The organism is Streptomyces sp. NPDC001903, from assembly GCF_042891345.1.
Taxonomy (GTDB): Bacteria; Actinomycetota; Actinomycetes; order Streptomycetales; family Streptomycetaceae; genus Streptomyces.
The window spans coordinates 26,260-50,101 of record NZ_JBIASZ010000033.1; the positions used below are offsets into that span (position 1 = coordinate 26,260).

The 23,842-nt window shown below is 70.8% G+C and carries 19 protein-coding genes and 2 pseudogenes; 4 read left to right on the forward strand and 17 right to left on the reverse strand.

From position 1 onward, the window contains the following. Positions 1–85: 85 nt before the first annotated feature. The 15 genes from ACFYZS_RS39465 to ACFYZS_RS39535 form a co-directional block, all read right to left on the reverse strand. The gene (locus ACFYZS_RS39465; RefSeq protein ID WP_381343540.1) at positions 86–922 is read right to left on the reverse strand and encodes an alpha/beta fold hydrolase; all 837 of its coding nucleotides are present in this window, start codon (positions 920–922) and stop codon (positions 86–88) included. A gap of 134 nt (positions 923–1,056) precedes the next feature. Beyond that, a complete protein-coding gene (locus ACFYZS_RS39470) occupies positions 1,057–3,825 on the reverse strand; it encodes an ATP-binding protein (protein WP_389024132.1) in 2,769 nt (922 codons plus the stop codon). Continuing rightward, a complete protein-coding gene (locus ACFYZS_RS39475) occupies positions 3,822–4,709 on the reverse strand; it encodes a carbohydrate ABC transporter permease (RefSeq protein WP_345195806.1) in 888 nt (295 codons plus the stop codon). Before ACFYZS_RS39475 ends, ACFYZS_RS39470 begins: the two co-directional genes overlap by 4 nt. Then, positions 4,706–5,671 carry a carbohydrate ABC transporter permease gene (locus ACFYZS_RS39480; protein WP_389024136.1) on the reverse strand — a complete coding sequence of 322 codons (966 nt, stop codon included), beginning with the start codon at positions 5,669–5,671 and terminating at the stop codon, positions 4,706–4,708. Before ACFYZS_RS39480 ends, ACFYZS_RS39475 begins: the two co-directional genes overlap by 4 nt. Next, positions 5,671–7,002: an ABC transporter substrate-binding protein gene (locus ACFYZS_RS39485; protein WP_389024139.1), complete on the reverse strand. Its 1,332-nt coding sequence runs from the start codon at positions 7,000–7,002 to the stop codon at positions 5,671–5,673. The genes ACFYZS_RS39480 and ACFYZS_RS39485 overlap by 1 nt, the downstream gene beginning before the upstream one ends. 104 nt (positions 7,003–7,106) lie before the next feature. After that, positions 7,107–7,832 carry an alpha/beta fold hydrolase gene (locus ACFYZS_RS39490; protein WP_369777546.1) on the reverse strand — a complete coding sequence of 242 codons (726 nt, stop codon included), beginning with the start codon at positions 7,830–7,832 and terminating at the stop codon, positions 7,107–7,109. 83 nt (positions 7,833–7,915) lie between these two features. Continuing rightward, the gene (locus tag ACFYZS_RS39495) at positions 7,916–8,230 is read right to left on the reverse strand and encodes a GNAT family N-acetyltransferase (protein ID WP_389024142.1); all 315 of its coding nucleotides are present in this window, start codon (positions 8,228–8,230) and stop codon (positions 7,916–7,918) included. Between the two features lie 45 nt (positions 8,231–8,275). After that, complete coding sequence (locus tag ACFYZS_RS39500) at positions 8,276–9,013, reverse strand: GPR1/FUN34/YaaH family transporter (RefSeq protein WP_389024145.1); 738 nt, start codon at positions 9,011–9,013, stop codon at positions 8,276–8,278. 16 nt (positions 9,014–9,029) lie between these two features. Next, positions 9,030–10,916, reverse strand: a complete 1,887-nt coding sequence (locus ACFYZS_RS39505) for an amidohydrolase (RefSeq protein WP_389024148.1) — start codon at positions 10,914–10,916, stop codon at positions 9,030–9,032. Beyond that, positions 10,913–11,866 carry an alpha/beta hydrolase gene (locus ACFYZS_RS39510; protein ID WP_345195771.1) on the reverse strand — a complete coding sequence of 318 codons (954 nt, stop codon included), beginning with the start codon at positions 11,864–11,866 and terminating at the stop codon, positions 10,913–10,915. Before ACFYZS_RS39510 ends, ACFYZS_RS39505 begins: the two co-directional genes overlap by 4 nt. Before the next feature lie 47 nt (positions 11,867–11,913). Continuing rightward, on the reverse strand, positions 11,914–12,744 hold the full coding sequence (locus ACFYZS_RS39515; RefSeq protein ID WP_389024151.1) for an alpha/beta fold hydrolase: 831 nt from the start codon (positions 12,742–12,744) through the stop codon (positions 11,914–11,916). A gap of 121 nt (positions 12,745–12,865) precedes the next feature. Continuing rightward, positions 12,866–14,293 carry a dihydrolipoyl dehydrogenase family protein gene (locus ACFYZS_RS39520; RefSeq protein WP_389024154.1) on the reverse strand — a complete coding sequence of 476 codons (1,428 nt, stop codon included), beginning with the start codon at positions 14,291–14,293 and terminating at the stop codon, positions 12,866–12,868. Next, positions 14,293–14,871, reverse strand: coding sequence for a Dps family protein (locus ACFYZS_RS39525; RefSeq protein ID WP_369777554.1), 579 nt, complete (start codon positions 14,869–14,871; stop codon positions 14,293–14,295). The genes ACFYZS_RS39520 and ACFYZS_RS39525 overlap by 1 nt, the downstream gene beginning before the upstream one ends. A 93-nt stretch (positions 14,872–14,964) precedes the next feature. Then, the gene (locus ACFYZS_RS39530) at positions 14,965–15,471 is read right to left on the reverse strand and encodes a DoxX family protein (RefSeq protein ID WP_389024158.1); all 507 of its coding nucleotides are present in this window, start codon (positions 15,469–15,471) and stop codon (positions 14,965–14,967) included. Between the two features lie 5 nt (positions 15,472–15,476). Then, on the reverse strand, positions 15,477–16,139 hold the full coding sequence (locus ACFYZS_RS39535; RefSeq protein ID WP_389024161.1) for a hydrolase: 663 nt from the start codon (positions 16,137–16,139) through the stop codon (positions 15,477–15,479). Positions 16,140–16,577: 438 nt separating this feature from the next. Here ACFYZS_RS39535 and ACFYZS_RS39540 point away from each other — a divergent pair. Continuing rightward, positions 16,578–16,769, forward strand: a pseudogene (locus tag ACFYZS_RS39540) (CorA family divalent cation transporter); the annotation flags it as partial. Positions 16,770–16,795: 26 nt separating this feature from the next. Here ACFYZS_RS39540 and ACFYZS_RS39545 read toward each other — a convergent pair. Beyond that, positions 16,796–17,350: pseudogene (locus ACFYZS_RS39545) on the reverse strand (transposase). Between the two features lie 207 nt (positions 17,351–17,557). Here ACFYZS_RS39545 and ACFYZS_RS39550 point away from each other — a divergent pair. The 3 genes from ACFYZS_RS39550 to ACFYZS_RS39560 are packed head-to-tail and all read left to right on the forward strand — an operon-like array spanning position 17,558 to position 23,438. Beyond that, positions 17,558–18,157, forward strand: a complete 600-nt coding sequence (locus tag ACFYZS_RS39550; RefSeq protein WP_389024164.1) for a hypothetical protein — start codon at positions 17,558–17,560, stop codon at positions 18,155–18,157. After that, the gene (locus ACFYZS_RS39555) at positions 18,157–22,764 is read left to right on the forward strand and encodes a putative T7SS-secreted protein (protein ID WP_389024167.1); all 4,608 of its coding nucleotides are present in this window, start codon (positions 18,157–18,159) and stop codon (positions 22,762–22,764) included. The genes ACFYZS_RS39550 and ACFYZS_RS39555 overlap by 1 nt, the downstream gene beginning before the upstream one ends. Then, positions 22,755–23,438, forward strand: a complete 684-nt coding sequence (locus tag ACFYZS_RS39560) for a hypothetical protein (RefSeq protein WP_389024169.1) — start codon at positions 22,755–22,757, stop codon at positions 23,436–23,438. The genes ACFYZS_RS39555 and ACFYZS_RS39560 overlap by 10 nt, the downstream gene beginning before the upstream one ends. 114 nt (positions 23,439–23,552) lie before the next feature. Here ACFYZS_RS39560 and ACFYZS_RS39565 read toward each other — a convergent pair whose 3' ends face one another. Next, positions 23,553–23,732, reverse strand: a complete 180-nt coding sequence (locus ACFYZS_RS39565; RefSeq protein WP_389024171.1) for a hypothetical protein — start codon at positions 23,730–23,732, stop codon at positions 23,553–23,555. Positions 23,733–23,842 lie beyond the last annotated feature (110 nt).

Consider the following 23,842-nt stretch of genomic DNA (forward strand, 5'->3'; position numbering starts at 1 on the left):
GCTCGTCCGGTTCCCGCGCCGGGGAACCGGGGGCCGGGGTGACGCCGGGGGCTCCGGCGTCACCCGGCGGGTGGGCGGTGCGGCGTCACTTCGCCAGGAAGGCGAGGAGGGCGGTGTTGACCTCCTCGGCGTGGGTCCACAGCAGACCGTGCGGGGCGCCCTCGATCTCGACGTAGTCGGCCGACGGGAGCGCCTTGTGGAACGGGCGCGCCGTGCCCTCGGCCGGCAGGATGCGGTCGGCGGTGCCGTGCAGGATCAGGGCCGGCACGTCGACGGTCGGTATGTCGGCGCGGAAGTCGGTGTACCAGGTCGCCGGCGCGGCGGACGCGGCGAAGGAGCCGCCGCGGGCCGCGGTGTTCCAGCTGTTGCGAACGGCCTCCTCGCTGATGCGGGTGCCCAGGTTCTCGTCGAGGTTGTAGAAGTCGTTGAAGAAGGCCGTGTAGTAGGCGTAGCGGTCGGCCTTGACGGCGGCGACGACGCCGTCGAAGAACTCCTTCGGGGCGACGCCGTCCGGGTTGTCGTCGCTCTTCAGCAGGCAGGGCTCGAGCGAGGCCAGGAAGGCGACCTTGGCGACACGGCCGGAGCCGTACGTGGACACGTAGCGGGCGACCTCGCCGGTGCCCATGGAGAAACCGACCAGGACGGCGTCCTTCAGGTCGAGGGTCTCCATCACGGTGTTCAGGTCGGCCGCGAAGGTGTCGTAGTCGTAGCCGGTGGTCGGCTGCGAGGACCGCCCGAAACCGCGGCGGTCGTACGTGATCACGCGGTAGCCGGCGTCGAGCAGCGCGGCGCCCTGGCGTTCCCAGGAGTGGCCGTCGAGAGGGAAGCCGTGGATGAGGACGACGGGCTGCCCGCCACCCTGGTCCTCGAAGTACAGCTCTATGGGGTTGGTGTTCTCCTGGCCCACGGTGATGTACGGCATGGGGATGCTTCCTCGATTCAGGTCGGCTGGTCCGCGCGTCGAAGCGGCGCGGCATGCCCGTCACGCTAGGACCGGTCCCGCACCTCCTGTTGCCGTACCGCGCACCACACCTTGCACGGGGGCGCAGAGGTCACTCAGCCGCCGGTGGCTGTTCCGGCGTCGCCCTCCGCAAGCGCGATCCGGGCCAGGTGGACCCGCGAGCGCACCGAGAGCTTGCGGAAGATCGACGCCAGATGGGTGTTGACCGTGTGCGGGGAGACGACGAGGGCCTCCGCGGCCGACCGGTTGGTGTGACCCGCGGCGATCAGCCGGGCCACCTTGCGTTCCGAGGCCGTGAGCGCGTCCCAGCCCTGGGCGGGGCGCGGCCGCAGGCCTCCGGTGCGCCGGCCGGAGCGGCTGGTGGCCCGTTCCAGATCGGCCCGGACCCGGTCGGCCTCGACATCGGCTCCCGCCTGGGCGTAGATGTCGTGGGCCCTGGTCAGGGCGGGTGTCGCGGCGGGGTCGCCTGCTGTGAGGAGCGCGCGTCCGAGGTCGGCGGATGCGGCGGCGAGGGGCAGCGGCCGGGGGCCGGTGAGGAGGATGCGCACCGACCGCTCCAAGAGTTCGTGGTCGGCGTTCACCAGGGCGGACGCGTGGGCGGCCACCCCCTGGGCGGTCGGCACGCCGGGGTTGCGGGTGGCGTGTTCGACAGCCTGGGCCGCGAGGTCCTCGGCCAGGTTCCGGTCCCCGCCGCGCAGGGCGATCCGCACGGCCTGGACGACATGGGGGCGCAGGAGCCGCCATCGGAGGAAGGGGTGGTCACGCTGCACGGATCGGACCAGTTCGGCCGCTGCCGCGTGGTCGCCGTCGGCGTCGGCGACGACGGCCTCGAAGTACTGGTGCGTGGCGTGGTTGCCCGTGTTCGGCCGATCGGCCACGGTCGCCCGCACGACGTCCAGGTGTTCCCGCGCGGCTTCGCGGTCGCCGCGCAGCATCGCGAGGAAGCCGCGGTTGACGCGGATGTTGACCAGGTTGCCGGGCAGGTGGAGGTCCGCTTCGAGCCGCTCGGCGGTGACGAGGTCGGCGTCCGCGTCGTCGAGCCGGCCGAGCCCCATGTTCAGGGTTCCCTGGGCCCAGATCAGCATGGCGGGGCGCAGGGGAGCGCCGCCCGCCGTCCGGAGCAGTCGCCGTACGGTGTCGAAGTCGTCCATGTGGATCCGGGCGACGGCCTCCTCGGGCAGGAAGGCCGTGTCGAACACGCTCAGCGCCGTGTGGTGTTCGACGGCGGCGGCGCAGTCGCCCGCGTTGAGGGCGATCTCGCCGAGGCCCCACAGCGCGAGGACACGGGCCTCCCGGTCACCGGACCGCTCCGCCTCGGCGAGCGCCCGTTCGCCGGTCTCGCGAGCGGCCCCGAGGTCGCGCCCGCGGGACCGGGCGAGGGCCTGCCGGGCGATGAGTCGGGCGCGGATCGTCGGGTCGGTGACGGCTGCCAGTGCGGCCGTCGAGCGGCGGGTCAGCTCGTGGACGTCGTCGAGGTGCCACAGCGTGTCGCCGAGTACGGACTGCAGACGGGCGAAGACGTCAAGGGGCGGCTGCCGGGCGAGCAGCGTGTCGCCGGTATCCCGTGCCTGGGTGTACCGGCCCGCGCGGGTCAGCGCGACGATGGCCCGTTCTCCCACGTCGAACACCATGGGCGCATGGGGCGGTACGAGTTCCAGGGCGCGTACGGCCAGGTCGGCGGCGAGGTCGGGCATCACGGCGATCACGTCCGTGGCGGCCGTGCCGAGCAGCCCGATCGCCTCTTGGTCGCCTGGTTCGGCGCTCTTCAGCAGATGCGGGACCGCGTCGGTGGAGCTCCGGCCCGCCGCGACGAGCCGGCTCGCGGCCTCCCGGTGCAGCGCCCGGCGTACGGAGGGGGCGAGATCGGCGTACACCGCCTGGCGGAGCAGGTCGTGGCGGAACCGGAGGCGCTCGCCGTCGTCGTGGAGGAGGGCGGCGGCGATCGCCTCGTCCACTTCGGCGCTGAGTCCGGAGGCGGGCCGACCGCACAGGGCGGCGGCGTCCGCGAGCGAGAACGCGCGGCCGAGGACCGAGCCGATCCGCAGGAAGTGGAGGGTGTCCGGCCGGAGGTCGGCCAGCCGGTCGCGTACACCGAGGACCAGCCGCTCCGGAGGCTCCGACGCGTCCGCGCCCGACGCCGCGATGCCCGTGAGCATCTCGGCCGCGAGGAAGGGGTTGCCTCCCGCCCCGTCGAGGAGTTCCGCGACCTCCGTCGGCACGTCCCCCCCGAGGACGTCCCGTCCCAGCTCGGCCAGGGCCGTGTCGGACAGCGGCCGGAGGGGGAGGGTCGTCGTCCGCGGCCCCTGCCCGTACAGTTCCGGGTCGTTCCTGCCCGTGAGCAGCCAGAGGACCGGGCAGCTGAGCAGCCGTGTCGGCATGACACTCAGGGCGAACCGGCTCAGCGGGTCGGCCCATTGGACGTCGTCGACCGCGATCAGTACGGGCGTGCCCGCCGAGCGTTCCTCGATCAGCTGGGCCAGTCGTTCGACGAGCCAGACGCGCTGGTCGTGATGGCCCGCGAGGTCTGCGAAGTCCGTGCTGGACAGCAGCGGCGGGTCACCGTGCAGGAGGCCGGAGGCCAGTGAGGCGAGCGGTGCCAGCTCGTGCAGTTCCTCGGCGCGTCCATGGCTGATGACGAACCCGTGAGCCCGCGCGATCGAGACGGTCTCCTGCAGCAGTACGGTCTTCCCGATCCCGGGCTCGCCCAGGAGCAGCGCGATCGCTCCTCCCTCGCCGTCGCGCACCGCCTCGACCAGGGCGCGCAGCCGCTCCAGCTCGGCTTCACGGCCCCGCAGCCCGGGCCGGCTCAGCCCCGCGCTCCCGGGCACCGCCATGCCTTCTCCCTCGGGCCGCTCGGGGCTCATCCCTTGACCGATCCGGCGAGCAGTCCCCGCGCGAAGTGCCGCCGGAGGGAGAAGAAGACGAGCAGCGGGACGAACGCCGCCACGAAGGCTCCTGCGGTGAGCCGCTGCCACTCGTTGCCGTACGTCCCGGCCAGGCTCGCCAGTCTGACCGTCATCGGCGCGGTCTCGGCCGTTCCGCCCAGCAGGGTCAGTGCCACGAGGAGGTCGTTCCACACCCAGATGAACTGGATGATGGCGAAGGAGACCAGGGCCGGGCGGGCCAGGGGCAGCACGATCCGGAGCAGCAGCGTCCCGTGTGACGCGCCATCGACGCGGGCGGCCTCGATCAGGTCCCGGGGCAGCCCTGCCAGGAAGTTGTGCAGGAGGAACACCGCGAACGGCAGCGCGAAGACCGTGTGGGCGAACCAGACCTGGCCGAAACGCGCGGGACCGGTGAGGTTCCACGCGGGCAGGAACAGCCAGCCCTGGGAGAACAGCTTCAGGAGGGGGACGAGCGCCATCTGGAGCGGCACGACCTGGAGCGCGAAGATGCCGACGACGAGCGCGTCCCGCCCCCTGAAGTCGATCCACGCCAGGGCGTACGCCGCGAAGAAGGCCAGCACGAGCGGGAACAGCACCGAGGGAAGGGTGATGACGACGGAGTTGACGAAGTACTCCGCGAGCCGCCCCGACCCGTTCCCGCCCCCGGACAGCACCTCGCCGTAGTTGTCGAGCGTGAGATGCGGCGTACCGAACACGGTCCACCAGCCCGTCGTCTTGATCTCCTCCTCGGGACGGAACGAGGAGAGCAGCAGACCGAGGGTCGGTGTCGTCCAGAGGACCGCGATCACCACGGCGATCGACGTGAAGGCGCGGGAGGCCAGACGCTCCCGGACGCCGTTCACGCCGTCCTCCGCTGTGCCCGGACCTGGTGGGCGACGAAGGGGGTGACGAGGACGAAGAGGAGCACGGCGAGCGCCGCACCGCGGCCCGTCTCGCCGTAGCGGAAGGTCTGGTCGTACATCTCGTGGGCGATGACGCCCGTGTCGAACTGTCCGCCGGTCATGGTCCTGACGATGTCGAAGGCCTTGAAGGTGCCGATCGTCTGGGCGAGGACCACGACGAGCAGCGTGGGCCTGATCGACGGCATGGTGATCCGCCAGAAGATCTGCCGGGGGGACGCGCCGTCGAGTCGGGCCGCCTCGGTCAGCTCTCCGGGAACGGCCCTGATCGCGGCGGCCAGCAGGACGGCTGCGAAGCCCGCCTGTGTCCACACCATCACCACGATGAGGAACAGGACGTTCCAGGGAGAGTGCACGAGCCATTGCCTCGGTTCGCCGCCGAACGCGACGACGAGCTGGTTCAGCAGCCCGATCTGCCCGGCCTCCGGGGGACGGTAGGCGTAGACGAACTTCCAGACGACACCCGCGCCGACGAAGGAGATCGCCATCGGCATCAGGACGAGGGACAGCGCGAACGCTTTGAACCGCGACCGTACGACGGCCGCCGCGTAGAGCAGACCGACCGAGGCTGCCAGCAACGGCACGAGCACCACCCACGCCAGGGTGTTGCGCAGCGCCACCATCGCCCGGGGGTCGGTGACCATCCACACGTAGTTGTCGAAGCCGGCCCACGCGTCTCCCCCGCTGTCGGTGAACGACAGGACCAGGGTGCGCAGACCGGGCAGGAGAAGACCGACCGTGAGTAGCAGCAGCGCGGGGGCCAGCAGGAGAAGGGCCGCGGCCCTTCTTCGAAACGGCCCCCGGTGCAGCGCCAGCAGGATCAGGGAGACCACCGCCGCGAAGGCGGCGACGCCCTGGAGCAGGTACAGCAGCTTGGGCTGCTGGGCGACGGCGTCGAACGACATCAGTGGCTCGGCCAGGACCGTTCGATGGAGTCGGCGACCTGCCGGGTGCTCGCGCCGCCGATCCAGTCGACGGCTCCCTTCCAGAACGTCCCGGCGCCGACCGACGCGGGCATCAGGTCCGAACCGTCGAACCTGAACTGTGTCCCGGGGTCCTGGAGCAGCTGGATCGAGAGCCTGTCGACCGGGGTGGCGGCGTTCGCCGGATCCACGCCCTTGTTCGCCGAGACGAACGGGCCCTTCTTCATACGCGCGTTCGCGAAGTCCGCGGAGGCCAGATACTCCTGGAACGCCCGCACTTCGGGACGGTCGGCGAACGCCGCGGTGAACACCCCACCGCCCAGTACGGGGCGGTCGGCCGGGTCTGCCCCCGGCAGGAGGAAGGCGTAGACGTCCTTGTCCGGTCCGATCTCGGTTCCCTTCGGCCACATGTCGGCATAGAACGAGGCCTGGCGGTGCATCGCACAGTCGCCGGAGAGAACCGGTGTGCCGGCCTCCTGGAAGGAGATCGACGCCATCGAACGGGCCGGACCGAAACCGCCGTTGGCGTACCGGTCGTTCTTGAGGATGGACCCCACGGTGTCCATGGCCATGATCACCCGCGGATCGTTGAACGGGATCTTGTGGGTGACCCACTGGTCGTAGACGTCCGTGCCCTGCTGACGCAGCAGGACGTCCTCGATCCAGTCCGTGACGGGCCAGCCGGTCGCCTCGGCGGACTCGATGCCCGCGCACCACGGCTTGACGCCCGACGCCGCGGCCTTCTCCGTCACGGCCATCAGCTCGGACCACGTACGGGGAACGCTCAGTCCCCTGTCGCGGAAGAACTTCGGCGAGTACCAGACGAACGACTTCACGTTCGCGACCAGCGGCGTGCCGTAGAGGGTGCCGTTCACGGTCGCGTAGCTGTTCCAGTCAGCCGACCAGCCCTGCTTCGCGAGGGCCACGACCCCGGCGCTCGCGGGCTTGAGCTTCCCCGCCCGCGCAAAGCGTTCCAGGAGCCCGGGCTGAGGGAAGAACGCCACGTCCGGCACACTCCCGCCGTCGACCCGGAGCTGGATCTGGGCCTCGAACTCCCCGTCCCCCTCGTACTGGACGTCGATTCCCGTGCAGTCCGCGAAGTCCGCCCAGGTCTCTTCGAACAGGTCGGCCTCCCGGTCCCGGTTCTCCGCGTAGACGGTGACCTTGGTGCCGGGGTGCTTGCCGTACCTGGCGTACGGCCCACAGTCCACGGAGGTGTGCGACCGCGAGCCACCGTCCTGCGGAACACCACAGGCAGCGGCAAGGGCAGCGAGGGGGATGACGGCGAGCGCGAGCCTCGCGCCGAACCTCATGGGCGCATCTTCTCCGATCACCCGCCGAAGGGGTCCTCGGGGGCGATCAGAAGCTACCAGCGCTCGAACATTATCGACTAATCGTTCGATCCTGAACGATCGGGTCAGTGGGCGGTGGACCGGGCCGCGTCCTGGATCAGCTCCGCCACGGCCTTGGGCTGGGCAAGCATGACCAGATGGGAGGAGTCGACCTCGACGGTGGTCATGCCGGCGCGCTCGTACCCGTAGCGCTCCACATCGGGGTTGATCGTGCGGTCGGAGGAGGCGACCAGACCCCACGAGGGCTTGGTCTTCCACGCCGCGACAGGCGCCGCCTCCGAGAAGGCCCGTGCGGCCAGGGGGCGCTGGGAGACGGCGAGCACCGCGGCGAGGCCGGGGTCGACGTCCGCCGCGAAGAGGGCGGGGAACCTCTCGATCTCCACCGAGACGTCGGTGCCGGTCTCGGTGGAGCCGGCCACCGGGAACGGGGTGTAGACGAGCGCGTCGGCGAGACCGGAGTCGGGGAAGCGGCCCTGCAGCTCGCCCAGGCTCTCGCCCTCCTCCAGCGCGTATCCCGCGAGGTACACCAGTGCGCGGACGTTGTCCTCCGTGCCGGCGAGGGTGATGACGGCACCGCCGTAGGAGTGCCCGACCAGGATCACGGGGCCTTCGACGGCGCGGATCACCGAGGCGATGTACGCGGCGTCGTCGACGAGGCTGCGGTTGGGCACCGCCGGGGCCACCACTTCCATGCCGGCAGCGGTCAGCTCGGGGATGACGCGGGCGAAGCTGGAGGCGTCGGCGAAGGCGCCGTGGACCAGGACGACGGTGGGGCGGGCGTGTCGGGGCATGGGGGAACTCCTCGGTGCTGGAAGGGGGATGGGGCAGGGGATGCGGGAGACGGGAGGCGGATGTGTGGTGTTCGTGTGGTGCTTCACAGGCCGAAGCGGGCGCGCCTCGCCTCGGGCACCAGGTCGGTGTACTCGGGGTGCTTGCCGATCCAGCCCCGGATGAAGGGGCAGTACGGCAGGACGCGCAGCCCTCGGGCCCGGGCGTCGTCGAGGACCCCGCGGGCGAGGAGCCCGCCCAGGCCCCGGCCGGCGGACCGGCTGTCGATCTCGGTGTGGATGAAGGCGATCTCGCCCTCCGAGAGGTGGTACTCGGCGAAGCCGGCGGTCTCGGCGCCGGCGTCGCCGGCGAGGATCTCATACCGGGACTTCTCGGGCCGGTCCGTCACCTGCGGTTCCATGGGTGCTCCTGTGCGGTCGTCGTGTGACGGGGTGGGTGGGTGCGGTCAGAGCGTGCGGCGTACGCCCGCCTGGCGTTCCAGGTTGCGGAGTTGGACGGACAGGTCGCCTTCCACGGCGAGGTGGGCGGGGCCGCTGCGGCCGATGGGCAGGACCTGCTCGCTGCGCATGTCCTCGAGCATCAGGGCGAACGCCGTGTACATCGCGACGAGCGCCACCACGAGGCCGAGCGCGCCGGACGTGCGCGTCAGCCATTCGGCGCCGGTGATGCCCGCGAGGCCGGTGGCCGCCCAGCGGGGCAGGGAGACCGCGAGGACGAGCCACAGCGCGCGCTTGGGCCGGGTCACGGCGGTCATCAGGGCCCCGAAGCAGAGGAGCGCCAGGTTGAACACGCCGAGGACCTGAAGGCCGTCGGCCGCGCCGCTGAGCATGATGAGCGAGTAGGGCAGCCAGCTGCCGGCGAACACCGCCATCAGCGTCGCCGCGATCACGTCACGGGCTCCGAAGGCCAGGAAGCTCACCAGGAGTTGCAGGGCGAAGGCCGGCAGTACGGTGAAGGCGACGGCGCTGCGGGCCGTCTGGTCGAAGATCCCGAGCTGCAGGCAGCCCGTCATCACGGAGGCGATGGCTATCGTGAAGAAGCCGAGCGGCATGGGTGAGGCGATGGGGCGCAGGTTGATCCGTGTCATCGACCGGAGGTCCGGCTCGAAACGGCGTCCCGGGGGAACGTCCGGCAGGGTTGGCGGCGTGTCGCCGCCGTCGGCGGCGGGGGAGGCTGCGGACATCGGGTGGATCTCTCTTTCAGTGATCGAAGCAGGGATCGACGAAGGACGGCGTCGTGTCGGGAACGGAGCCGCGTGCGACGCGCCAGCGGCGGTGCTGCTCGGACTCGGCGACGGCCTCGGCCACGGCCGATGCCTGGCGGGCACCGCTCTGGTACCCGCCGAAGTGGGCCACCGGGCTCCACTCGGGGGCCACCGGCGGGATGGCCTCGTCGAGCCCCTCGTACTCGGCGGTCGCGTAGACGATCCGGCCGCCGACGACAGTGAGGACGGACTCGATGTCGGGAATGACGTCCTCGGGCACGGTGAGGAAGTCGTCGGAGAGGATCGCGAGGTCGCCGTAAGTCCCCTCTCGCAGAGTCCCCTTGACGTCCTGCTCGCCGGTGAGCTGCGCTCCGCCCCGGGTGTAGAGGCCGAGGGCGGTCTCCCGGTCGATCAGGTTCCCGGCCGGGTAAAGGGCCGTGCCGCCGACGGTGCGCCCGGTGACCAGCCAGTGGAGGGCGACCCACGGGTTGTACGAGGAGACGCGGGTGGCATCGGTTCCTGCGGCGACGGTCAGGCCTCGGTCGAGCATGGCCCGGACCGGCGGGGTGTGGGCGGCGGCCCCGGCGCCGTAGCGGTCGAGGAACGCGGCGCCCTGGAAGGACATCCGGTTCTGGACCGAGACGGCGCCGCCGAGGGCGGCGATCCGGTCGAGGCTGTCGGCCGAGACCGTCTCCGCGTGGTCGAAGAGCCAGCGGTTGCCGCCGGGGAAGAGTCCTTCGGCCGCGAGCTTCTCGAAGACGGCCAGGTCGCGGCGGATCGTCTCGTCGTAGGTCGCGTGGAGCCTAAAGCCCCAGCCGTTCTCAAGGAGAAGCCGGACGGCGCTCTCGAATTCGGTCTCGTAGCCGGCGGCGAGTTCGGGCCGGGGCTCGGAGAAGTTCTCGAAGTCGGCGGCGGCCCAGGTCAGGTTCTCTCCCGCGCCGTTGAGCCGGAGCCACTCGTCCCCGTCCCCGGGCTTGACCATCTCGGTCCAGCGCTTCAGGTCGGCGAGCTCCTGCCCGGCCGTCTGCGGGAAGAGGTGGTAGGCGATCCGGAGGGTCAGCTCCCCCGACCTGGCGAGGTCGGCGACCGTGGCGTAGTTGTCGGGGAAGTTCTGGAACCCGCCGGCGGCGTCGACCGCGGACGTCAGTCCGAAGCGGTTCAGCTCGCGCAGGAAGTGGCGCGTCGACGTCCGCTTGTCGGCCTCGTCGAGGGCCGGCGCATTGGCCAGGGTCGAGTACAGGATGAGGGCGCTCGGCGCCGCGAGGAGCACGCCATTGGGTTCGCCGTCCCGGCCGCGGACGATCTGCCCGCCGCGGGGATCCGGGGTGTCGCGGGTGAATCCGGCTGCCTGCACCGCGGCCCGGTTCATCAGCGCCGACTGGTACAGGTGCAGGACGAAGACCGGAGTGTCGGGGGCGGCGGCGTTCAGCTCCGCGACGGTCGGCATCCTGCGCTCGGCGAACTGCTCGGCGGTCCAGCCGCCCACCACCCGGATCCACTGCCCCTTCGGGGTGCGGCCGGCCTGCTCGCGCAGCATCGCGAGGGCGTGTCGGAGGCTTCGTACGCCGTCCCAGCGCAGCTCCAGGACGTAGTTCAGGCCGCCCCGGATGACATGCAGGTGCGAGTCGTTGAGGCCGGGGATCACCCGGCGGCCGAGGGCGTCGACGACCTTCGTTCCCGGCCCGACGAGGTGGGCGAGGTCGTGGTCGTCGCCGAGGGCCGCGACCCGGCCGCCGCGGAGGGCGACGGCACGGGCCTCGGGGCGGTCGGGGTCACCGGTGAAGACCTTGGCGTTGCGGACGAGGAGGTCGGCGTGCTCGTGTTCCCGACGCGGGGCGGGGACGAGGCCCGCCACCGGCATGCTCGTCGACGGCCCGGTCATGCGAGGGCCTTGCGCAGGGTGTCGGTGGCGAGACCGATGGCGAGTTCCGCGGCCTGCGTCTCGCGCAGTGCGTTCAGCATCACGAAGTCGTGGATGACGCCCTGGACGCGCAGGGCGGTGACGGGGACGCCGGCGGCGCGGAGCTTCGCCGCGTACGCCTCGCCCTCGTCGCGCAGGACGTCGGCCTCGGCGGTGATGACCAGGGCCGGCGGCAGGCCGCTGAGCTGCTCGGTGGAGGCGCGCAGCGGGGAGGCGGTGATCTGGGCCCGCTCGGCCTCGGCGGTCGTGTACTGGTCCCAGAACCACTTCATGGCGTCGCGGCGCAGGAAGTAGCCCTCGCCGAACTGGTGGTACGAGCCGGTGTCGAAGCTCGCGTCCGTGACCGGGTAGAAGAGGACCTGCTGGACGAGCGTGACGTCGCCGCGCTGCTTGGCCATGAGGGTGAGGGCGGCGCTCATGTTGCCGCCGACCGAGTCGCCCGCGACGGCGATCCGCGTGCCGTCGAGGTCCTTGTGGTGTCCCTCGCGGGCGACCCACTGGGCGACGCTGTAGTTCTGCTCGATCGCGACGGGGTAGCGCGCCTCGGGCGAGAGGTCGTACTCGGGGAACACCACGGCCGCCCGGGCGCCGACGGCGAGTTCGCGGACGAGCCGGTCGTGGGTGTGGGCGTTGCCGAAGACCCAGCCCGCGCCGTGGATGTAGAGGATGACGGGAAGCGGGCCGGTTGCGCCGCGGGGGCGGACGATCCGGGCGCGGACGTCGCCGGTCGGGCCGCCGTGGACGGTGATCCACTCCTCGTCGACCTCGGGCAGGGGGACGCCCTCACCGCTCTGGACACCGTCCACGGCCTTACGGCCCTCGGCGACGGGGATCTGGTAGAGGTACGGCGGCTGGGCGGTGGCGTCGGCGAAGGCCTGGGCGGCGGGTTCGAGGATCGGACGGTCCTTCATGTGGGGTTCTCCTTCTGGGGATGTACGAGAGGGCGCAGGTCGGGGGCTCAGCGGGTCGCCCGCACGGCGTCGAGGATCACGTCGGTGACCACGGCCGGGCGGGAGACGGCCACGGCGTGCGACGCGTCCACTTCGGTGATGTGCGAGCCGGCGCGCCGGGCCATCCACCGTTCGGCGGCCGGCGGGATGTTCTTGTCGGCGGTGGCGATCAGCGCCCAGGACGGGATCGTCTTCCAGGCCGCTTCCCCGGCCTTCTCCTCCAGCGCGGCGGTGGCGACCGGGCGCTGGGTCGCGGCCATGACGGCCGCGTCGGCGATGGGGACGTCGGCGGCGAACTGCCGGTGGAACTTGGCCCGTTCGATGACGAGTTCGGTGCCGGTGCCACCGCCGGGCAGCGGGTACGACCGCGGGTTCACGGTGTCGCCGAGGGTGGAGCCGGGGAACTTGGCGGCGAGCTCGGCCGCGCTCTCGCCCTTGTCCGGGGTGAACGCGGCGATGTAGACGAGGGCCTTCACACGGCTGTCGCCCAGCGCGGCGCCACTGATGACGGCGCCGCCGTAGGAGTGGCCGACCAGGACGACGGGGCCCTCGACGGCGGCCAGCACGCTGCGCAGGTAGGCGGTGTCCGCGGCGAGACCGCGCAGCGGGTTGGCGGGGGCCAGGACGGGGTAGCCGGCGCGCTGAAGCCGCCTGATCGTGCCGCTCCAGCTGGAGGCGTCGGCGAACGCCCCGTGGACCAGGACGATCGTGGGCTTGGGACCGTGCCGGTCGGCGCCGGCGGCGGCCGGGACGCTCGCGGGTGCGGCGGGTGCGGCGCCCATCAGGGCGGCCAGTGTGGCCGGCAGGGCGAGGGCGAGGGTGCGCCTCTTGGGATGCATGGGGTTTCCTTGTCGGGTGGTGAGGCATTCGGGTGCGCTCGGGCGGGCGGGGGTGTGCCGGTCGGGCGGGAGGGCGCGCCGATTGGGCCGAGCGGGTGCGGCGGTCGGGCGGGGCCTCGCCTCAGAGGCCGTACGCCTCCAGGAGCCGCAGCCAGATCTCGCTGACCGTCGGGAAGGCGGGGACGGCGTGCCACAGGCGTTCGAGCGGGACTTCTCCCACGATGGCGACCGTTGCCGTGTGGATGAGTTCGGTCGCCATCGGGCCGGTGAGCGTGCAGCCGACGACGACTCCCCGGGTCTCGTCGACGACGAGCTTGGCGAGGCCGCGGTAGTCGTCCGCGTGGAGCGCGGCGCCGGCGACGTCGTCGATGCGGTACTCCACCGTGCGCACCGCGAGACCCGCTTCGCGTGCCGCGCGTTCCGTGAGGCCGACGCTCGCGACCTCCGGACGGGTGAAGACGGCCTGCGGGACGGCGACGTGGTCGGCTTCCGCGCTCCACGGCTGCCGGCCTCCGGTGACGGCCGGGCGCCCCGCGGATCGCTCGGCGATCGCCGCCGCGCAGGCTCGGGCCTGGTACTTGGCCATATGGGTCAGCGGCGCACGGTGGTTCACGTCGCCGACGGCATAGAGCCAGTCGCCCTCGACTGCCGTGACGCGGCAGGCGTCGTCGACCGGGAGCCAGTCGCGTGCCGCCAGTCCGACGGAGTCCAGGCCGAGGTCCGCGGTCCGCGGGCGCCTGCCGACCGCGGCCAGGACCTCGTCGCAGACGAGGGCGGTGCCGTCGTCGGTGTCCACGGTCACCGCGCGGGTGTCCTCGTCACGGGCGACCCGGACGGCCGACACCCCGAAGCGGATCGTGACGCCCAGATCGCTCAGACCCCGGGCGACCTCTTCGCCGGCGCACGGCTCCCAGCCGGTCAGCAGGGCCTGGTCGCGAACCAGCAGGGTGACGGAGGAGCCGAGCGAGCGCCACGCGGTGGCCATCTCGCAGGCCACCACTCCCCCGCCGATGACGACGAGCCGCTCGGGCACCGCGTCGGCCGTGGTGGCCTGCCGGCTGGTCCACACACCGATCCGGTCGAGCCCCTCCACTGGCGGAAGGGCGGGCTCCGTGCCGGTGCAGACCACGACCGCGCGCCGGGCCCGCAGGGTACGGACCGTGCCGTCGGCCCCGGTCACCTCCACCCGGCGCTCACCGGCGAGCCGTCCGTGCCCCCGTACGAGCGCGATGCCCGCACCGTCGAGCCAGTGGGCCTGGCCGGTGTCGTCGCCCCGCCCGGTGAAACGGTCACGGCGGGCCAGGACGCGCGCCGGGTCGAGTGCCGCCGTGACCGCCTGCCGGGCCCCGTCGACCGAGCGGGCCTCCGCCCGGGCGGCGCCGGGTCGCAGCAGGGCCTTGCTCGGGACGCAGGCACGGTAGGAGCACTCGCCGCCGACGGCGTCGGCCTCGACGACGACGGCGGTCAGCCCCGACCGGACGACCCGGTCTGCGGCGACCTCGCCGCCCGGCCCGCCGCCGACCACGACGACGTCGTACGTGTCCTCCATCAGCCGTGCACCAGTGGGGTGTCCACCAGGTGTTCGGCCAGGAACCACACCTGCGCCTCGCCGGTGCGGATGACATCGGAGACGAGCAGGTCGGCGCTGCCCTCGTCGCCCTCCCCGGAGAGCCGGGCGGCGGCGTCCCGGGCGTCGATCAGGATCCGCTCGTGCGCGTCGAGGAGCCGCGACAGCATGACGGGCACCGGCTCGACGCCGTCCGGCGGCCGGGGGATCGACGTCAGCTCCGCGACGTGACGCGGGTCTCCGGCGGCGACGCCGCCGAGGCTCTGGACCCGCTCGGCCAGCGCGTCCACGATGGCCAGTTGGGCCTCCGCGTGCTTGTCCAGCATCAGGTGGAGCGAGTAGAAGGTCGCCCCGCGCATGAGCCAGTGGTGCTTCTTGTAGAGGGAGTAGAGGATCTGCGTGTCGGCGAGGACGCGGTTCAGCCGCTGGCAGGCGTACATGCGGGTGTCGTGGCCGAGGCCGATCGGCAACTGCTTGAGCGTGCCGAACGCCTGGGTCTCGGCGCCCTTCTGGTGCAGCAGCGGCTGGCCGCCGCCGTGCGGGGTCGTGAGGGTGTCCATCGCGTGCTCCTGTTCGGGAGAGAAGGTGGGAAGGGCCCGGCCGCCCGGTCGGGGGGTACGCGGGCGGCCGGACCCGGTCTGTGCGGCTCGCGCTCAGCGCTCGGCGATCGCCGGGGCGGCGGTCCGGTGCAGGACGAGCCGGGTGAGGAGTCCGCTGCCGAGACCGGCCACGAGCGCGAGGGCCGCCCACCACAGCGGGTACGGCGTGAGGCCGAGGGCCGCGTCGAGGGACCAGTCACCGGGTCCGGTGGCGGCGAGGGCGGCGGCGGTGCCGATGAGGACGAGCGGGTACTCGTACCCGTCGTTCTGCACCCAGAGGCCGTTGCGCCACTTCACGGTGAGGGCGACCGTCATGACCCCGATGACCCCGGTCGCGGCGAGCGGGGTCAGGAGGCCGGCCGCGAGCAGCAGACCCGACCCGATCTGGCCGCCGCCCGCCGCCAGGGCGGTGAGGGCACCGCCGCGGAAGCCGTCGGCGCGGAACTCCTCGGTACCGCCCTCAAGTCCCTTGCCGCCCAGGTGCGAGCTGATCTTCTGCACACCGTGGCCGGCGACGAGCAGTCCCACCAGCAGACGCAGGATCAGAATGCCGGTGTCCACAGGGGTCAGCCGGCCGCGTGCGCGCCGATGACGCTCTGCGCGTACACGACGCCCAGGCCGTACGCACCCGCGTGGGCCTTGACGATCTCCATGACCGCGCCGTACGACTCCTGGCGCGCCCAGTCGCGCTGGAGTTCCAGGAGCACCTGTACCCAGGTCACCGGCACCGCTCCGGCGGCGATCATCCGCTGGAGCGCGTGCTCGTGGGCGGCCGGGCTGACGCCGCCGGAGGCGTCGGAGACCACGTACACCTCGTATCCCTGCTCAAGCGCGGACAGCGCGGGCAGCACCAGGCAGACCTCGGTCCACAGCCCGGACAGGATGATCTTCTTGCGCCCGGTCGCCTTGACCGCCGCCACGAGCGCCTCGTCCTCCCAGGCGTTCATCGTCGTACGGTCGATGACCTCGTGCTTGGGGAACACCTCCGCGAGCTGCGGCAGCAGGGGCCCGGAGAACGACTCGGCGGCCACCGTGGTCAGGACGGCCGGCACATCGAACGCCTGAGCCGCCTTGGCCAGACCCACGGTGCTGTTGATGATCGCGGCGCGATCGCCGCTCCCGGTGCCGAAGAACATCTGCGGCTGGTGGTCCACGAAGAGCATGACCGAGTTGTCGGGCGTGAGCAGATCCTTGCTCGGGGCGGCCTGCACCTTGTTGATGTCGAACACGAGGAGTCCTCTCGAAGCAATCGGTAACGTGCCCGCCGCGTCCGCGGCTCGGCACTTCTGCAAGCTACGAGCGACCCGACCGACCGGGTTGACCTCCTGCGCCCAGGGGTTGGCACGACAGCGCACAACCGGTCAAGGACCAGAGCCGCGCAGTGTCGCGGGCGCGAACGCGCGAGGCTGTGACGCCAGCACACTCGCCCCGAGACTCCTGAGAACGGTAACCACACCCCAACCCAACGAAGGGCCGCCTCACCAGCGGAAACACCGCCAGGAACGGGCTGTGGCTGGGGAGAATCCGGGGAGAATAAAGGTCCGGTGGGGAGCGGCTGGGGAGAATCGACCGCGCAAAACGGCATCACGCTGAAAGCCCCGGAAACGAGCGAATTCGCAGGTCAGCCCGCTCGTACAGCAATCCGCGCAGGTCAGCGGCGTGAGGGTGACGTCTTCAAGAAGATCTCCTCGTGGGCCGCCATCCTCTTCGCCCCCACCCTGGTCGGCACCATCTACGGCATGAACTTCGAGACCATGCCCGAACTCCACTGGGCGGCGGGCTACCCCTTCGCGATCCTGCTGATGGCCGTCGTCTGCACGAGCCTCTACGTCATCTTCAAGAAGCGCGACTGGCTGTAGCCGGCACCTCAACACCGTTGATCAACTCAGACCATGTCCCATGTGGCCGTTCGGATGAGGCGTTCGTACCAGCAGAGGGCGGCTGCGAGGCCGAGGAAAGCCGGGTGGTTGCGGGGGTGGCGTTCGTAGCGGTGGTTGGGTCGGCGATAGCCGCTCAGCCAGGACATCGTGCGCTCGATCACCCACCGCCGACCCCCTGATCGCTCGCTCGAGTCGATGCCCTTGCCGGCGATGCGGACGCCGATGCGCCTTGTCCGCGTGGAGCCGTCGGAGTTTGCCGACAACGAGGGCAGTCCCGCCTCGTCCGACAGGACGTGCGTCTTGGAACCCTGCTTGCCCCGGTCCACGGGGGTCGGGCCTGTGAGTTCGCCCGAACCGGCGATGCGCGGTGGACTTCGATGTCCCGAAGCACGGCAGCAGCGCCTGCCAGGCACAGCCTTTGACCAGCACGTAGGTGACCGCCGCGAACAGCGTCTCATCAGGCGTGTCCGGTGTTCCGCCGCTCTGCGGTCGCACCCTCGACGGACGATCAACGACTCCGCGTTCCCTCACAACCCGTCAGGAACAATCCAGCTCCACATACCCCGCCCCGGGGACGTGTCGGGAGCGCGTCGGCGGCACCGGGGGGAGGCGCCGTAACGGACATCGTGCGTCAGCCAGAGCGCTGACCGGGCCCTCTGCGCCCCGGGATCACGGCGGTGGCCGGTTCCCTGTCACTGTACCGGCAATGAAGATCAATAAGCGCGGCAGCAGCACTAGCCTGTTCCGGAACCACTGGGGGTGGACACGTGAGCGGTACCGGCGACAAAGACCTGGAGATGAGTCCGGTCGCGGTCAGGAACCTCACCGACGGGCTCCGCGCAGCCGTCGGGGAGTTAAGGGAGTTCGGGGCGGCAGGCCCTGCCTCTCTGGGCGCCGGCTTCGGCAAGCTGGCGCTGACCGGGATGGAGGCGGGACACGGAAGCGTCGCGACCGTCTTCGCGGATCTCTGCACGCGCTGGGAATGGGGCGTAAGGGGCCTGGTCATGGACGCCAGCAAGCTGGCCGGTGACCTGAACATCGCGGCAGGGCTGGTCTGGGAGGAGGACCAGTACCGCGGAGGCACGTTCAAGATCGCGGCCAATGCCTTGGTGGGCAACCCGCACAAGGACGAGGACACGGTCGAGCAGCAGTCCTGGAACTCCCTCGCACAGAACCCGCTTCGGCAGGAGACCCCTGAGCAGGCCCGCCAGGCACGCGAGGAGTTCGACGCCGCCTGGGCCGATGCCAAGCACAAGGTACTCAACGAGGGCGTGGGCGGCCGCGTGGTCGAGCAGGGCGCCGAGTTCGCGGGGATGGGTCCCGAGCAACTCGAAAGGGTCCGGAACCCGTCCGAGGGTGAGCGCTGATGGCAGACAAGGGCTGGCTGGCACGCGGCGCCGACCTCGTGGGAGACGGCGTCGAATTCGCCGGCGACATCGTGGCGGACGGCCTGGAGGGGGTGGGCTGGCAGGGCGGCGCGAATGCGGTCCGAGAAGGAACGAACTCGGCCGCGAACATGATCAGCGGTGACGCCGACGAACTGCAGCTGGGGCAGACGGACGACCACCGCCGGCTCATCCACGGCAGCGTTTCGACGCTCCGCACCACGGTCACCCATCTGCGCGACTTCCAGAATGCCTTCGACCAGACCGGGCTGGGGCTCAAGGGCCTCGACGAGGACGGAATCACAGGTGCCTCGGCGGCCGCCTTCCGCGCCGCGGCGCAGAGGCAGCCCCCACGCTGGTTCACGGCGGCGGATGCCTGCGAGACGGCCGCCGACGCGCTGGAGCGGTACGCGGACACGGTGGCATGGGCCCAGGAGCAGGCCCGCGAGGCCCTTGAGGCGTACAGGACGGCGGTGAAGACCTCCGAAGCCGCGCATGCGGCGTACGCGAAGTGGTGCGCCACCTACGAGGCTGCGGTCCGCGACCGGCAGAACCCGCTGCCGGCCCGTCCCATGGGCTTCACCGACCCGGGCGCGGACGGCATCAAGGCGGCCCGCGAAAAGCTCACCGAGGCCCGCCGCCAGCGCGACGAGGCAGCCAGGATTGCGGTCGGATCCCTGGAGAAGGCACGGGACGCGGCTCCGCCAATGCCCTCGCTGTTCCAGCAGATCCAGTCCGACGCGTATGTAGAAGGCATCAACAAGACCCATCTCCTCGGAGGCGTCGTCAAGGGCGCGGCCGGCATGGTTTCCTTCGCACGCTCCCTCAACCCGGACGATCCGTACAACCGCGCGCACCCGGAGGAGTACGCCGCGCAGCTCAAGCTCACCGGCCTCGGCCTGATGACGGCGGCGAACGATCCGGTGGCCGCGGGCTCGGCCATGCTCGACCAGGCCATGAAGGATCCTCATGAGTTCGGCGGCAAGCTCTTGCCCGAGGCGCTGGGGTCGAAGGGTGCGGGCGCGGCCAAGACCGCGCTGCGGTTCGGCAAGCTGGCGGACGATCTGCCCGGCGGGCCCCACAAGCCGACCCCGGGCGAGGAGCTGCGCGGGGCCCCGCACGACAAATCCCGCGAAGCCGACTGCAGGTCCTGCCGGGACGACCCCGTCGACATCGCGACCGGCCGGATGATCCTCCCGCAGACGGACCTCGTGCTGCCGGGCTCACTACCGCTGATATTCAGCCGAACTTTCGAGTCCTCGTACCGCCAAGGCCGCTGGTTCGGCCCTACCTGGGCCTCTACGGTCGATCAGCGCCTGGAGTTCGACGCCGAGGGTGTGGTCCTGGTCCGCGAGGACGGCAGCCTGCTCGGCTATCCGCACCCCGCCGCACCCGGCACGCCGGTGCTCCCCGACCTCGGGCAGCGCTGGCCCCTCACCCACGACCCGGACGGCGGCTACACGGTCACCGACCCGGAGTCCGGCCGCGTCCGCCACTTCTCCGAGGACGGCCGCCTGACCCAGCTCGACGACCGCAACGGTGCGTGGCTCGCCTTCACCTACGACGAGGCCTCCGGCGCCCCGATCATCCTCTCCCACAGTGGCGGCTACGAGGTCCGCCTGACCTCTTCGGACGGGCGCATCACCGGCCTCGCCCTGGCCGACGGCACCGAGATCCTGCGCTACGGCTACACGGACGGCCACCTCACGGAGGTCACCAACTCCTCGGGCCTCCCGCTGCGCTTCGCCTACGACGAGCTGGGCCGGATCACCTCGTGGACGGACACCAACGACCGCCACTTCGACTACGTCTACGACGAGCGGCACCGATGCGTCGCCCAGTCCGGCACCAACGGCCACCTGAACGTCCGGTTCGCCTACGAGGACGGCCTCACCACCCACACCGACTCCTTGGGCAACCGCACCCTGTACGTGCTCAACGACCGCGCACAGGTCGTCGCCGAGACGGATCCGGCCGGGGCGACCACCCGCTTCGAGTACGACCGTTACAACCGCCTCCTGTCCCGCACGGACGCGTTGGGCCGCACGGTCCGCCTCACATACGACGAGGACGGCCGCCTGACCTCGGTGACCCGCCCGGGCGACCGGGTCTCACGCGCCGAGTACAGCGAGCTGGGTCTGCCGACACTCGTCGTCCACCCCGACGGCACGACCGTCCGCCAGATGTACGACGCCCAGGGCAACAGAACCTCGCAGACAGACCCGACCGGAGCCACGACCCGCTTCGGCTACGACACTCGCGGCCATCTGGCCGCGGTGACGAACGCCCTCGGCCACACGACCAGGGTCCGCTGCCATCCGGCGGGCCTCATCATGTCGGTCACCGACCCCCTGGGTGGGACGACGACCTACACCCGCGACGCCTTCGGTCGTCCCACCGCGATCACCGACCCCTCGGGCCGTACGACCCACCTGACCTGGAGCGTCGAGGGACGCCTCCTGCGTCGGGTCAGCGCCGACGGGAGCTCCGAATCGTGGACGTACGACGGCGAGGGCAATCGCCTGACCCATACGGATGCGGCGGGCGGGGTGACAGCCTTCGAATACGGCGACTTCGACCTCCTCACCGCCCGCGCCGACCCGGACGGGGCCCGGTACTCGTTCACTTACGACACCGAACTCCGCCTGACCGCCGTCACCAACCCCCAGGGCTTGCACTGGAGCTACACCTACGACGCGACGGGCCGGCTAGCCGTGGAGACGGACTTCGACGCGCGCACGCTCACGTACGGCTACGACGCTGCGGGCTCGCTCATCTCCCGCACCAACGCTCTGGGCGACACGGTCACCTACGCACACAACGCACTCGGGCAGGTCATCGGCAAAACGACGTCGGCCGGCACGACCGCCTACACGTACGACTCCTGCGACCGCCCGTCGTCCATGTCCTCTCCCGGTTCCAGCATCACCTGGCAGCGCGACGAGGCGGGCACGGTCCTCTCGGAGACGGTCGACGGCCGCACCCTCACCTTCACGTACGACGCCCTCGGCCACCGCACCGCCCGTACCACCCCGACCGGCGCCGACTCACACTGGACGTACGACGCGGCCGGCCACCGCACCTCGTTGACCACCGCGGGCCGCACTCTCACTTTCGAACGCGACGCGGCGGGCCGGGAACTGACCCGCACCGTGGGGGCGGACCTCTCTCTCACCCACGAGTACGACCTCGCCGGCCGCCTCACTGCGCAGACGGTCATCGGTCAGGACGGACGCACCCTCCATCGCCGTGGCTACAGCTACCGAGCCGACGGCTGCCTCACCGACATCGACGACTCCCGGACAGGCGCCCGTACCTTCTCCCTCGACGCGGCGGCCCGCGTCACGGCCGTCGAAGCCGCTCGCTGGTCGGAGCGCTACGCCTACGACGAGGCGGGCAACCAGACCCACGCCACGTGGCCGGAGCGCCACCCGGGTGCGGAGGCCCAGGGCGGACGCACCTACACGGGCACCCGCATCACTCGCGCGGGCGCCGTCCGCTACGAGCACGACGCCCTGGGCCGGGTCACCCTGCGGCAGAAGACCCGCCTGTCCCGCAAACCGGAGACCTGGCGCTACGAGTGGAACGCCGAAGACCAGCTGGCGGCCGTCATCACCCCGGCTGGCACATGTTGGCGCTATACGTACGACCCTCTGGGCCGCCGCACGGCCAAGCAGCGCCTCTCGGCCGAGGGCGCAGTGGTCGAGGAAACGGTGTTTACCTGGGACGGCACCACCCTCTGCGAACAGACCAGCGGTCCGGTCACCCTCACCTGGACGCACAAGGGCCTCCACCCCCTCACCCAGACCGAGCACGTCGACGACGAGACGGTCGACGACCGCTTCTTCGCGATCGTCACGGACCTGATCGGCACGCCGACCCAGCTCCTGACCGAGGACGGCACCTCGGCCTGGCGAACCCGCAACACCCTGTGGGGCACCACCACCTGGAACCGCGACTCGGCGGCCTACACCCCACTCCGCTTCCCGGGCCAGTACTACGACCCCGAGTCGGGGCTCCACCACAACCTCTTCCGCACCTACGACCCCGAAACGGCCCGCTACCTCAGCCCGGACCCCCTGGGGCTGTCCGCGGCCCCCAATCCGGCGACGTATGTCCACAACCCCCACATCTCGTCCGACCACATGGGCCTGTCCCCGGACGATTGCCCGGAGCGCGGCCCGTTCGATTTTCGGGAGCCGCACCCGGACCACCCACCGAAGCAGAGCCTTGTCGACGCGATGCGGGCAGCGCCCAGGGGTGAAGATATCGACTGCACCGAAATATCGAGCTTCATCATGAGGCAGGCAGACGGGGAAGGAAAGATCGTCCACTACATCACCCCGTCAGGGAACATCAAGACCCCTGAGGCCAGTCCCGATGGAATCAAAAATGCAGACTGGGATTTCCATCAGGTGTACACCGACGGTCGGTACATTTATGACCCAACCCTGAGCACGAACCCGATTCCGCGAGGAGACTACGAAAGGGCCCTACGATCCCAGAATGACGAGCGGGTCATACGATTGAATGGCGAGGCCGACCTCAACGAGTTGCGAAGACTACGCAGGGAGACGAAATGGCGATGAAAGACGAGGAGGTACAACTGTCACGCTTCCAGCGGGCCCGGAGCGCCCTCGGACGGTTCGCTCCGGTGGTTTGGATGAAGTCCGTGAGTGAAACAGACGAGATCACCGGGCTCGTCCGACTCCCTACGATCGGCTGGCGTTTCAGCGAACCACACCCCGAACTGCAGGAGATGTTCCATTCCGTTACACGGGAGGCACCACGGAACATTGACTGGTCCTTCACGGAAAAGAGAAACTCCCTGATCGTGCCGTCGCGACTGATCACCGAAGGCGGACTTGATGGACAATGGAATGACCTCAGAAGCGACATCGAGCAGAACGACCAGGAATTTTGCATTGCCTCCTCGGAAGACATCGAGCTGATCATTGACGCAATTGCGGCCCAACCCGCACTGCCGACTGCCACACGGATCTCCGTGCACCAGATCGCGAAGAGTTCCGCGGACGAGCTGGTGTGCGTCGCGGAGAGCTTCACCGGCGAGCTGCAGCTGGGGATGGTGTTCCAAGCCGTCGGCGTGCCCGGTGTAGAGGTGCGGCTGACCGCGCTGCGCTGGTATCCGCAGCGGCCGGAGACCAAACGCCTCGGCCCTCTCGCCAAGGTCACCCTCGTGGGCAAGGGAGCCGGACTGCTCGGCCGCAAGGAGCTACTGGTCAGTCTGCCCGGCAGCAGCTGACGGCGGAGCCTGGGCAGAGGGCGCTCCCCGGGCGACGCGAACACTCGACCAACCCGCGGGCTGCCGCCGCGCGATGGCATCCGCCAGCCGGTCCGCGAGCCGGGCCGCGGGCGCTCAGAGTCTGGCATGGTCTGGGCCATCGCGGTTGAGGAGTTCGGCAGCCAGCAGGCCGGGCAGACAAAACTCGAGATTGCCCGATCCGGCGTGGGTGTCGTCGGCCGCCAGCCGGACAAGCGTCGCGGAGCACGACGTCGAGCAGATCGCGACTCTGCCGCGAACCTCGGTGATCGGCAACAGCCCACTGCCCTTAGACGTCGTTTCTTATGGCGTGATCGTTCGTTGAGCCGTGCATGACGGGTCTCGTTGAGCGGCTGGTGCCGGACGAGTTGTGGATGCTGTTCCGG